The sequence below is a fragment of the uncultured Hyphomicrobium sp. genome, from assembly GCF_902826555.1.
Lineage (GTDB): Bacteria > Pseudomonadota > Alphaproteobacteria > Rhizobiales > Hyphomicrobiaceae > Hyphomicrobium_C.
The window spans coordinates 1-12,549 of record NZ_CADEFI010000048.1 but is presented as its reverse complement, the minus strand read 5'-3'; the positions used below and the strand labels follow the sequence as shown (position 1 = coordinate 12,549).

Sequence of the window (12,549 nt, the reverse complement as noted above, 5' to 3'; positions counted from 1 at the left end):
GACGTATAACGGCCCATGATCTCCTCTCTTCCGGAGAGGTGTTGGGACCCATTTTTACGGCCAATTGCCTATGCACTCGAGACGCGGCGACGAGCCCCGTGTGATGCCATCCGAGCCGGCGCTGCGTGTCATCATGCGGCGGCTGCGCGACATCATGGCCGAGCCTGCGGACGGGCAGGAGCGTCTGGACCGCATCGTGCGCCAGATCGCGGGCGTCATGGTGGCCGACGTGTGCTCGATCTACCTCCGTCGCCAGGATGGGTCGCTCGAGCTGTTCGCGAGCGAGGGCCTGAATCCGACCGCCGTCCACGCCACCATGCTCAAAAAGGGCGAAGGCCTGGTCGGGCGCTGCGCGGAGCTGGGCCTGCCCATCAACGAGCCGGATGCCGCGAAGCATCCTGCCTTCTCCTATCGGCCGGAGACGGGCGAGGAGATCTACCATTCGCTGCTCGCGGTGCCGATCCAGCGCAGCGGACAGGTGCTCGGCGTGCTCGTGGTGCAGAACCGCACCGTCAAGGAGTACTCGGACGAGGACGTGGAGGTGATGCAGGCGACGGCGATGGTCGTGGCCGAGCATCTCGTCTCGGGCGCGGTCTCGGGGGTGGGATCGGCGATCGAGCTGTCGCGGGCGCTGTCGCGCGTGATCACGGGCGAGCCGATCTCCGACGGCATCGCGCTCGGCCACGTGGTGCTGCACGAGCCGCGCATCGTCGTGACCAAGCTCATGTCGGACGATCCGGCTTACGAATTGAGGCGGCTCGAGGATGCGCTGCTGGAGCTCAAGGCCTCGCTCGACGACATGCTGAGCCACGAGCTTCTGTCGGGGGCGGGCGACCACCGCGACGTGCTCGAGGCGTACAGGATGTTCGCGCATGATCGCGGCTGGGAACGCCGGCTGCGCGAAGCGGTGCAGAGCGGTCTCACGGCAGATGCTGCGGTCGAGCGCGTCAAGAACGGCACGCGGGCACGCATGCTGAAAAAACCCGACCCTTTTTGGCGTGAGCGCCAGCGGGATCTGGACGATCTCTCGGATCGGCTGCTCAGGATTCTGGCCGGGGTCTCGGTCGGTATTCTCAGCCAGGACGAAATGCCTTCCGACACCATTCTCGTCGCGCGCACGATGGGGCCGGCGGAGCTGATCGACTACGATCGCACGAAGCTGCGTGGTCTCGTGATCGAGGACGGCAGCGGGCAGAGTCATGTGGCGATCGTCGCCAAGGCGCTGGGGATTCCGGCCGTTGGGCAAGCGGAAGGCATTGTCGAGCGTGTGACGGCGGGAGATGCCATCATCGTCGACGGCGTGATCGGCGAGGTGCACGTGCGCCCCTCCACCGAGGTGGTGTCCGCCTATACGGACAAGGTGAGGTTTCGCGCCAGACGGCAGAAACAGTACGAGGCCTTGCGCGACCTGCCGGCGATCACGACGGATGGTGAGCGCATCACGCTGCAGATCAACGCCGGCCTGCTCGCGGACATGCCGCATGTCAAAGAGTCGGGCAGCGACGGCATCGGCTTGTTTCGCACAGAGCTGATGTTCATGCTGTCGCACAGCCTGCCGCGTGTCGACCGGCAGACGCAGGCCTACGAAGCGGTTCTGGACGAGGCGGGCGGCAAGCCGGTGGTGTTTCGCTCGCTCGATATCGGCGGTGACAAGGTTCTTCCCTATCTGCCGCATGTGCCGGAGGAAAACCCGGCCATCGGCTGGCGGGCGATCCGCATGTCGCTCGACAGGCCGGCGCTGTTTCGCATGCAGATCCGCGCCATGCTGCGGGCCGGAGCGGGCCGGGAGCTGCGCGTCATGATCCCGATGGTCTCGGTTGCAACCGAGATGGACGAGATCAAGGTTCTGATCGACAAAGAGTGCGACCTCGTCTCGAAGCGCGGTGCCAAGCTGCCGAGCAAGCTCCTGATCGGGGCCATGATCGAGGTGCCGAGCGTGTTGTTCGAGCTCGACGAGCTTCTGCCGCGCGTCGATTTCGTGTCGGTCGGAAGCAACGACCTCATCCAATTCCTGTTTGCGGCCGATCGCTCGAACTCACGGGTGGTCAACCGGTTCGATTCCCTTTCGGTGGCTTCCTTGAGAGCGCTGAGGCAGCTCGCCAAGGCCTGCCGCCGTCACGGGACGCCGCTGACGCTTTGTGGAGAAATGGCGGGGCGGCCCATCGAGGCCATGGCGCTGATCGGTCTCGGGTTCCGGACGCTTTCGATGGCGCCGGCGTCGATCGGGCCCGTGAAGACCATGATCCGCGCGCTCGACGCGGGGGCGATCACCAAGCTGCTCGACGACCTCCTCGCCCGGGGTAGCGGCAGCCTCCGGGCCGACCTCGAGGGCTTTGCCGCCGACCGCGGCGTCGAGCTATAACCCTAGAAAATTCCTTATCCGGATCCCATGAGCGTCATTCCGAAAGAAAAGCTCGCGCGCATCAACGAGCGCTATGAGACCATCCAGGCCGAGCTCAACCAGGGCGTGGCGCAGGCAGCCTATGTGAAGCTCACGCGCGAATTCTCGGAACTGCAGCCGCTGATCGCCACGGTACGGGAGCTCGAAGCAGCGGAAAAGGAGCAGGGCGACCTCGAAGCGCTGGTCGGCGATGCGGCGCAAGACAAGGCGATGATCGAGATGGCACGCGAGGAGCTCTCGCTGCTCGGGCCGCGCATCGAGGAGATCGAACAGCGTCTCAGGGTGCTGCTTTTGCCCAAGGATGCAGCCGACGAGAAGAGCGCCATTCTCGAAGTGCGCGCCGGGACCGGCGGCGACGAGGCGGCCCTTTTTGCGGCCGATCTCTTTCGCATGTACCAGCGCTACGCAGACGGCAGGGGTTGGACGACGGAGATCATCTCGATGTCGGAGAACGACCTCGGGGGCTACAAGGAAGTCGTGGCGTCGATCACGGGGCGCGGCGTGTTCGCGCGGCTCAAGTTCGAGAGCGGCGTGCACCGCGTGCAGCGCATTCCGGCGACCGAGAGCGGCGGGCGCATCCATACGTCGGCCGCAACAGTGGCCGTGCTGCCCGAAGCCGAGGACATCGATATCGAGATCCGGGACCAGGACATCCGCATCGACACCATGCGGGCCGGCGGCGCGGGCGGCCAGCACGTGAACAAAACGGACAGCGCCGTGCGCATCACGCACATCCCGACCGGGATTATCGTCGTCTCGGCCGAGAAGAGCCAGCATCAGAACCGCAGGCTGGCCATGCAGGTGCTGCGTTCGCGGCTGTTCGAGCTCGAGCGGGAGCGTGCCGACAGCCAGCGCAGTCAGGCGCGCAAGAGCCAAGTGGGATCGGGCGACCGCTCGCAGCGCATCCGGACCTACAACTTTCCGCAGGGGCGCGTCACGGATCACCGCATCAATCTGACGCTGCACAATATCGACCGCATCATGGAAGGCATCGGTCTCGACGAGATCATCGATCAGCTTATCGCCGAGCATCAGGCCGAGGAGCTGGCGGCTATGGAAAGCCATGGAGCGTGACACGGGCGCCGATGCGTTGCAGTTGGGCGGGCTCGCGGCGCGGGAGGCCCTGGTCCGGGTGACCCGGGTGCTCGATGCAGCCGGTGTCGAAGGCGCGGCCCGGGATGCGCGGATCCTGCTGCTGACGGCCCTCGGGATCGATGGCACAGAGCTGGTGCGAAATCCCGAGCGGCCTCTGCAGGCGCCGGACGCCAGGAGGCTCGCCGAATTTGCGCACCGGCGTGCGGGTCGCGAGCCGGTGTCGCGTATCGTCGGGGAGCGCGGATTCTATGGCCGCTCGTTCCGTATTACGCCGGCGACGCTCGATCCGAGGCCCTGCACGGAGACGGTGGTGGAAGCAGCGCTGGAGCTTGTCGGCGCAGAAGGCTGGCGCGAGAAACCCATCCGCATCCTCGACATCGGCACGGGCTCCGGAGCCCTTCTCGTGACGCTTCTGGCGGAGCTGCCACGGGCCACCGGCGTCGGCACCGACATCAGCGACGGCGCGCTCGCCGCGGCCCTCGACAATGCGGAGCGGCTCGCCGTCGCCGCACGGGCGACGTTTCTCAAGCGAGATCTCCTGCAAGGATTGGAGGGACCTTTCGACCTTGTGGTTTCAAATCCACCCTACATTCCGACGAGCGACATTGCGACGCTCGATCCCGAAGTGCGCGTGTTCGATCCCTGGAGCGCGCTCGACGGCGGTGCGGACGGTCTCGATCTCTATCGCGCGCTCGCCGAAGGGCTTCGTTCGGTCATGTCCTCGGGTTGGATCCTGGTCGAAGTCGGCGCGGGACAGGCGGAGGATGTGGCGGCGATTCTTCGCTCAGCCGCGGGCGGTGCCGTCTCGGAAATCAGGCTCTGGACGGATTTGGGGCACCACACGCGTTGTGTTGCAGCTAAGACACAGTTTGGTCCATGACGCTAAAAAAGCTTGGATTTGGCGCGCGCCGGGTCTAATGTAGGAGTCAGAAAGTTTAACCTCATGCGCAATCGTTTTTGGCAGCGGCCTCTGATATAACCCGGCTGTCATCATTTCGTGCATGATGAAGTGCGAGACAGGCAGACAGTGCCGTCAGATGCGCCCCAGGCGCCCGACAGCAATCTAGAGCGCCGATCGCACTCACACTCCTCCCTTTCGGACATGGCTGCTTGTTGAGCACGAAAAGAGAGATGGATCTGGGATGGCGGGCGCGGGGGTCCGCATAGCCTGATCGCTGCATGGCCGCCCAGGCAAGAGTGGCTACGTGCAGTGTGTTTTGGGGGGTGTACCGGGAAACTGGTCTGGGTCTCAGGTGAGGCCGATGACTTTCGTTTCGGATCGATGGAGCCGACGCGGCCATGGCCCCGCAGGGCGGGGCTGAAGGACCACGAGGGATTTTGAATTTACGTGCTGCCAAGCATGTGCACGGCAGCAGATGATTTCCGCAACTTGTCGAGAATGGAGCCCATGAGGCAGGGACAGCAGAACCGCAGAGGACGCGGCCGCAACAACAACAATAACAATAACAACAATCAGAACCGCAAGGGCCAGAACCCGCTGACGCGGAGCTTCGAGAGCACGGGCCCGGACGTCAAGCTGCGGGGTACGCCAGCCCATATCGCCGAGAAGTACATTGCGCTTGCGCGCGACGCGCAGTCGTCAGGCGATCCGGTTCTGGCCGAGAATTACCTTCAGCACGCCGAGCACTACAATCGCATCATCATGGCCTTCCGCGAGCAGCAGATTGCGCAGGGTGGTGGCGATCTGCAGAACGGCGCCGGCCGTCCGCGTCAGGGCGGGTTTGGTGAGCCTGTGCCGATGGGCGACGATTTCAGCGAGGACGACGGCGAGTTCAACGCCGATAGCCAGCCGCAGCCTTATTCGCAACCGGTTCGCAACGATCAGCAGCCGCGGTCTTATGAGGGCGGCCAGCGCTTCGAGGGCGGCAACCGCCCGTTCCACAATCGCGACCGTGGTGATCGCGGTGACCGTGGCGATCGTGGCTACAACGACCGTCACGACAGGGGCGATCGGGATCGCGGAGATCGTGGTGATCGTTTCCAGCGCAGCGACCGGCCGGAGCGTCACGAGCGGCCCGAGCGCATCGAGCGGGCCGATCGTCAGGATCGCTCGCCGCAGCCTGACGTGGGGGTCGAGGCCGGCCAGGCTCCGCGGCGTGAGCGCCCGGCGGTACCACATCACGAGCAGCCGGAGTTTCTGCGGCGCCCGGTGCGGCGCCCGCGGCGTGAGGCTGCCGCCTCGGACGACGAGGCGGCTCCAGCTCCGACGCCGGCTGTCGAGGGCGGTGACTGAGACCTTTGCCAGCGCAGTACCGATTCAAGAAAGGCCGCGGAGAGATCCGCGGCCTTTTTCATACGACGGCAGTGGGATCTCCCACGGCAAGCGAGCCGCCGGTTTCGACGGTGGCGTAGACGCCGAAGTCCACGTGACCGAATTCGCGACGGAGCGCGGCGGGGATGTCCATGTCGCGGGCGCCGGTCTTCGGGTCGACGTTGGTCGCGGCGCAGCGGCTCGTACGCTCGACGACCTTGAGCCGCACCGGGCCGACGGAGATGTCCTTGTCGATCCAGGTCAGCTCACTCCACGGCGCAGGGCCGTCGATGACGATGTTGGGGCGGAAGCGGATCGGATCGATGGTGCGCCCGGTCACGCGCTCGACCTCGCGCAGCGTTGCGAGATTGATGATGTGCACGCAGGGAATGCCTCCCTCGGCAATGTAATGACCGGGTCCGCCGACGATCTTGGGACGCCCGCGGAGGGTGCTCGCCATGTAGGCGGCGATGAACTGCTCGATGATCTGGCGGCCAGACGGCGTCGTAAGTTGTCCGCTTGCCACTTGGCGGCCGCTCCGGAAGAGAGCGAGCTGCTGGGAGGTATCGTCGAAACGCGATTCGAGGGTGGCCAGCCGCTCGTCGCGCATCAAGATCAGGAAGCTGATGTCGGGCACCGGGCTGGGGTTGTCCGCATCAAAGCGGCCGGGGCCGTTTTCGATCGCCCAGGCGCGATCGTAGGGGAGCGCCTGGCCCGCGGTGAGCGGGACACGCTGCAGCGCGTCCGGCGACAGGCCTTTGACGGGATAGCGAAAGATTCCTGTAACTACGGCGGACATTCTTGCTCCCCAGCGGACGGGACCGGCTTTTTGATACCGCGCAAGTCCGGCCCCTTTATACGGTGCTAGGCCGTCCTATATCTCGTTCAGTCGGTCGTTGTCCGGGTGCCTTAACGGGCCCGGTTGCGCCCGCAAGACGATCCATTCGCGACGGCGTTTCGAATTCCGTGCCTGAGAGGGCGGCGAAGCGCGCTGAGGAGGTACCATATGGATTTTGAAAAATACACGGATCGCGCAAAAGGTTTCGTGCAGTCCGCTCAAAGCCTTGCGCTCCGGGAGGGACATCAGCAGTTCACGCCCGAGCATCTGCTCAAGGTGCTACTCGAGGATCAGGAGGGCGCCGCAAGCGGACTGATCGTGCGTGCGGGCGGCGACGCCAAGGCGGCGCTGGCAGCCGTCGAGCGGGCGCTTCAGCGGCGGCCCAAAGTGAGTGGCGGCGGAGCCGGGCAGCTTTACCTTTCGCCGGAACTGGCGCGCGTTTTCGACAACGCCGAAAAGATTGCGGAGAAGGCGGGCGACAAGTACGTCACCGCCGAGCGGCTGCTGCTTGCGCTCGCGCTCGAGAAGGGCTCCGAGGCTGGAAAGATCCTTTCCGAGGCCAATGTGACGGCGGAGCGGCTCAACGCGGTCATCAATGAGATTCGCAAAGGCAGGACTGCGGACAGCGCGTCGGCTGAGCAGAGCTTCGAGGCGCTGAAGCGTTATACGCGCGACTTCACGGAGGCTGCGGCCAACGGTAAACTCGACCCGGTGATCGGCCGCGACGAGGAGATCCGCCGCACCATCCAGGTGCTGTCGCGCCGCACCAAGAACAATCCCGTGCTGATCGGCGAGCCCGGCGTCGGCAAGACGGCGATTGCCGAGGGCTTGGCGCAGCGCATCGTACAAGGCGACGTGCCGGAAAGCCTCAAGGAAAAGAAACTCCTTTCGCTCGATATGGGCTCGCTGATCGCGGGCGCGAAGTTCCGTGGCGAATTCGAGGAGCGGCTGAAGAGCGTGCTCAACGAGGTCACGGCCGAGGAAGGGCGGATCATCCTCTTCATCGACGAGCTGCACACCATCGTCGGCGCCGGTAAGGCCGAGGGCGCAATGGATGCCGGCAACCTGCTGAAGCCGGCGCTTGCGCGCGGTGAGCTGCATTGCGTCGGCGCGACCACGCTCGACGAGTACAAAAAGCATATCGAAAAGGATGCGGCGCTCGCGCGGCGCTTCCAGCCGGTGTTCATCGATCAGCCTTCCGTGGAGGACACGATCTCAATCCTGCGCGGATTGAAAGAAAAGTACGAGCTGCATCACGGTGTCCGCATCACGGATTCGGCGCTGGTGGCTGCCGCTCAGCTTTCAAACCGTTACATCACGGATCGCTTCCTGCCGGACAAGGCTATCGACCTTGTCGACGAGGCGGCTTCGCGATTGCGGATGCAGGTGGATTCCAAGCCCGAAGAGCTCGATGCCATCGATCGCGACCTCATGCAGGCGAAGATCGAGCGCGAGGCCCTGAAGAAAGAGACGGACGCGGCATCCAAGGACCGGCTTGTCACGCTCGAGAAGACCATTGCGGGTTTGGAGGAGAAGTCGCGCGTATTGACCGAGCGCTGGCAGTCGGAGAAGGACAAGCTCGGCTCGGCGCAGAAAGTGAAAGAGGAGCTCGACAAGAAGCGCACGGAGCTCGTTCAGTCGCAGCGCAAGGGCGACTACGCGCGCGCCGGCGAGCTGGCGCACGCCGTCATTCCGGAGCTCGAGCGCAAGCTCGCCGCTATCGAGAGCACCGAGGCCAAAGGCGTGATGGTGGAGGAGGCGGTGACGCCGGCGCAGATCGCAGGCGTCGTGTCGCGCTGGACGGGCATTCCGGTCGACAAGATGCTCGAAGGCGAGCGGGACAAGCTTTTGCAAATGGAGCAGGCGCTCGAGAAGCGCGTCGTCGGGCAGCCGGAGGCCGTGAAAGCGGTGTCGACCGCCGTGCGGCGCGCGCGCGCCGGGCTGCAGGATCCGAACCGGCCGATCGGCTCGTTCATGTTCCTCGGACCGACCGGCGTCGGCAAGACCGAGCTGACGAAGGCGCTGGCAGCGTTTCTGTTCGACGACGAGAGCGCACTCGTGCGCATCGACATGAGCGAGTACATGGAGAAGCACTCCGTGTCGCGGCTCATCGGTGCGCCGCCGGGCTATGTCGGCTACGAGGAGGGCGGTGCGCTGACGGAAGCCGTGCGGCGGCGTCCGTATCAGGTGATTCTGTTCGACGAGATCGAGAAGGCGCATCCGGACGTGTTCAACGTGCTGCTGCAGGTGCTCGACGACGGGCGTCTCACGGACGGGCAGGGCCGGACGGTCGACTTCAAGAACACGCTGATCATCATGACCTCGAATCTCGGGGCCGAGTACCTGGCCGATCCGCGCCAGCCGATCGGCTTCGGCGCGCCGGGCGACAAGGACAAGGTGATGAGCGAGGAGGAGGCGTACGGCCTCGTCATGGATGCGGTGCGCCGCCATTTCCGGCCGGAGTTCATCAACCGCATCGACGAGATCGTCGTGTTCCACCGCCTGAAGCGCGAGGCGATGACGGCCATCGTCGAGATCCAGATCAAACGGCTGCAGCAGCTCATCGCAGATCGCAAGATCACGCTCACGCTCGATGAGCAGGCGAAGACCTGGCTTGCCAATAAGGGTTACGATCCGATCTACGGCGCCAGGCCCTTGAAGCGGGTGATTCAGAAGAGCGTGCAGGATCCCCTCGCGGAAGAGATCCTACGCGGGACCGTCAAGGACGGCGACACGGTGCGTGTCTCCGTGAAGGACGGCGCGCTGACGCTCAACGGCGTGCAGGTGAAGGCGGCAGCGGCTTGAGATAAGCAACGGCTGCAGAACGTGCATTGCGAAACCTCTCCCCCGAAACGGGGAGAGGTTTTTTATTTGCTGGCGGTGAGGACGGGAGTGGAGCGCATCAGCTCGTCGATGCGATTGCGCTCCTTCATGAAGTCCGCCATGTCCTTGCCCTTGAGCTGACGCTCTCGCTGATCCTCGATCGAGGCCGGATTGACGAACTGGTTGTTGACCAGGATTTCGAAGTGCAAGTGCGGGCCAGACGAAAGGCCGGTCGTGCCGATGTAGCCGATGACCTGACCCTGGCGCACCTTGACGCCCGGCGCAGCGCCCGGCGCGAAACGCGACATGTGGCTATAGGCCGTTTGATAGCCGTTGGCGTGACGGATGCGGACGTAGTTGCCGTTGTAGCCCTTGCGGCCAGCTTCCTCGATGGTGCCGTTGCCGGCAGCCAGGATGGGCGTGCCGACGGGAGCGGCCCAGTCGATGCCGGTGTGCATCTTGAACTCGCCGAGGAGAGGATGGCGCCGCAGGCCGAAGCCCGATGTGAGGCGGATGTCGTCGCCGCGTACGGGGCGTCTATTGAGGAACTTCTTCGCGGTGCTGCCGTGCGCATCGTAGTAGTCCACCTGTCCGTCCGGCGTGCGGAAGCGGTAGTAGCGATGGGCTTCCGAGCCGGTCGTGATCGATGTGAAAAGGAGTTCGCCGGGTGGTCCTTCGGCTCCTCCCTCGTCTTTCAGGTCGAAGAACATCTCGCAGGTATCGCCCGAGCGCAGGCGCTTTCGGAAATCGGTTTCGTACGCATGGATGCGCAGGGCCTGCTGGATGGTTTCGGCTGGCACGCTCTCCTGCTGGGACGCGTAGTAGAACGCCGCGTAGAGGCTCGAGGTCTGCGGCGCTCCGCTGTCGTTCATGGCAAGGCGGGCCAGGGCGTCGTCGTCCAAGGGATCGGCACTGGCGACGAACGCACCCGAGGCATTGCGGGTCACGGTGACCTTATGGGCGTGGCCTTCGTCGAAGATCGAGAAGCGGACCGGCTCCATGCGGTTCTGTGTCAACGAAGGCTGCAGCGCGATGTGCACTTCCTGTCCGGGGGCGACCGACTTTTCAGCGAAGACCGGCTTCATGGCCTCGATCATCTCGCGGATCTGCCAGCTCGTAGCGCCGGCCTCGGCAAGAACTTGCGATAGCTTCTGGCCTTCGCGCACCGTTTTGACAGTCGGCTTCAGGATATCGAGATCGCTGGATCCGGCCTCGTCCGTGGACTTTGCCAGCACCGTGGTGTTGGGCGGCACGGGTTCTTCGGCGGGTGCGGCGGGTGCACCCAATGCGAGATCTCCGTCGGGGGTTGCCTCCGCTCCCGCGAGCTCTGGCTGCGGAGGCACGGACGCTTCGGCGCTCGCGGCGACGAAGCGATCGACGATTTCTGCGGCTTCGTCGTCGGCGATGCTCTGGCCGTCCTCCAACGGCAAGGCGCCGTTCAGAAGGTCCTCGACCTGAATGGAGACGTCTCTCGTCGAGCTGGCCGCCGCGTTGCCGTCGTCGTCCTCGGCTCCGATCGGCTTGTTGTCGGCATAGAGCTTCAGCGGGTTGAACGGCGGGATGCTCTCGGCCGTGTTGGGCGGTACGGGTGCGAGGCGCGCGACGAGGCGCACGTAAGGCTTGGCGTAGATGTACTCGCGTCCGCCGCGGCGCTGGCGCAACGTCTCGTGGATGACATAGCGGGTCGATTTAGCGCCGGTCGTCACCTGGAGCCGGTCGACTTTGGGAACGTTCCATTTGAGCCCGTCGTCGCGGCGAAGCATGGCCTCGAGCGGTGGGGCTTCGGTGCTTGCGCGCAGACGTTCGAGGGCCGGCATCAAGCCGGCCTCGGCTTCCTGCTTCTCGGCGGAGCCGAAGACGACGACAAGAATGGAAATGGCGCCAACGGCAGCGGCCAAGCAGGTGCTCATCAACCAGCGAAACCGGCCCTCGCGCTGGGGCTCGGCGTGGTCGGTCGCAAACATATCGCGGTCGCCGCGCGTCTTCGCACCCCGATAGAGGTGGGGCGTCTTGTGCGGCTCGTGGCCAATCGCGACGGACCGGCAACGCGCAATCGGTGCGTGGCGGCGATGATCGATCACGACCAAACTGGTCCTCCCCCGGGCCTGTTATAGGCCATATCCCCTTGTCCCGTCCGAAGCCGGGATTTGCGCGCTTCGTCCCAAGCGGCGCGCCGATGAGTATTAGTCTAGATTTCCTGCATAAAACTGGCGCTCTGATGGCGGCAGGATTACGGCCCGGATGTCGCCAGGGCGGATCCGCGAATTCGGGCTGTGGATAGCTCGCCGCGATGGGTGTCGGGGAGACGAGCAGGTGAAAATAATTGTATTCAATTTCAACGTCTTAACGAAGATTTTCGCGTTCGAGCGAAGTTGATGTTGACAGGGCCGTTAGTTTTGTATTTATTCGGTCCTTGTCGCGGGGCACGCAGTGCTTCGCCGCCCTCGACGGGCATCGCTCTCTCGATAACATGTGGTTTCCAGCCGGGCCACCCGGAAGGAAACTCGTTGTCTTGAAAAGCCGGTCTAACCGATCGGCTGATGTTTCGTCGTCGGATCGCTCTTTGACAAGTCAAATTTGAAGGAAGAGAAGCGCAGGCGGCGGAGTCCTGGCGAGATCTCCTTTGTTCTTCGGAACAAGAGAGGTCGACGAGACTCTGGCGAAACTGCGTTTCAAGCCATCACCAAATGCGCTGGGCATGGGGCAGCTCATGTCATGTGCGCGTTAGTGTGAAGGTGCCCGTTACGCAGTATCCTTGGAGATTCCCTCCAAGCCGACCAGAATCGAACTTTTCAATCTGAGAGTTTGATCCTGGCTCAGAACGAACGCTGGCGGCAGGCCTAACACATGCAAGTCGAACGCTGTAGCAATACAGAGTGGCAGACGGGTGAGTAACACGTGGGAATCTTCCTATCGGTACGGAATAGCTCAGGGAAACTTGGGGTAATACCGCATACGCCCTTCGGGGGAAAGATTTATCGCCGATAGATGAGCCCGCGTCTGATTAGCTAGTTGGTGAGGTAATGGCTCACCAAGGCGACGATCAGTAGCTGGTCTGAGAGGATGACCAGCCACACTGGGACTGAGACACGGCCCAGACTCCTACGGGAGGCAGCAGTG

The 12,549-nt window shown here is 64.0% G+C and carries 7 protein-coding genes and 1 rRNA gene; 6 read left to right on the top strand and 2 right to left on the bottom strand.

What is annotated here, in order from left to right; translation table 11 throughout:
* Window positions 1–103: 103 nt before the first annotated feature.
* From ptsP to QZV93_RS15600, 4 genes are all read left to right on the top strand, one after another.
* On the top strand, window positions 104–2,362 hold the full coding sequence (ptsP, locus tag QZV93_RS15615; RefSeq protein ID WP_295559552.1) for a phosphoenolpyruvate--protein phosphotransferase: 2,259 nt from the start codon (window positions 104–106) through the stop codon (window positions 2,360–2,362).
* Window positions 2,363–2,389: 27 nt separating this feature from the next.
* Window positions 2,390–3,475, top strand: a complete 1,086-nt coding sequence (gene prfA, locus QZV93_RS15610; RefSeq protein WP_295559551.1) for a peptide chain release factor 1 — start codon at window positions 2,390–2,392, stop codon at window positions 3,473–3,475.
* Window positions 3,465–4,376: a peptide chain release factor N(5)-glutamine methyltransferase gene (gene prmC / locus QZV93_RS15605; protein WP_295559550.1), complete on the top strand. Its 912-nt coding sequence runs from the start codon at window positions 3,465–3,467 to the stop codon at window positions 4,374–4,376. The genes prfA and prmC overlap by 11 nt, the downstream gene beginning before the upstream one ends.
* A gap of 528 nt (window positions 4,377–4,904) precedes the next feature.
* Window positions 4,905–5,750, top strand: coding sequence for a DUF4167 domain-containing protein (locus tag QZV93_RS15600; protein WP_295559549.1), 846 nt, complete (start codon window positions 4,905–4,907; stop codon window positions 5,748–5,750).
* Between the two features lie 58 nt (window positions 5,751–5,808).
* On the opposite strand, the gene QZV93_RS15595 is transcribed toward QZV93_RS15600, so the two are convergent.
* Entirely contained in the window at window positions 5,809–6,567 is a 759-nt protein-coding gene (locus QZV93_RS15595) for an MOSC domain-containing protein (RefSeq protein WP_295559548.1), read from the bottom strand.
* A gap of 207 nt (window positions 6,568–6,774) precedes the next feature.
* On the opposite strand from QZV93_RS15595, the gene clpB reads away from it, so the two are divergent.
* Window positions 6,775–9,411, top strand: coding sequence for an ATP-dependent chaperone ClpB (clpB, locus tag QZV93_RS15590; protein ID WP_295559547.1), 2,637 nt, complete (start codon window positions 6,775–6,777; stop codon window positions 9,409–9,411).
* A gap of 62 nt (window positions 9,412–9,473) precedes the next feature.
* On the opposite strand, the gene QZV93_RS15585 is transcribed toward clpB, so the two are convergent.
* A complete protein-coding gene (locus QZV93_RS15585) occupies window positions 9,474–11,510 on the bottom strand; it encodes a M23 family metallopeptidase (protein WP_295559546.1) in 2,037 nt (678 codons plus the stop codon).
* A 712-nt stretch (window positions 11,511–12,222) separates the two neighbouring features.
* Here QZV93_RS15585 and QZV93_RS15580 point away from each other — a divergent pair.
* Window positions 12,223–12,549: ribosomal RNA gene (locus tag QZV93_RS15580) — 16S ribosomal RNA — on the top strand; the annotation flags it as partial.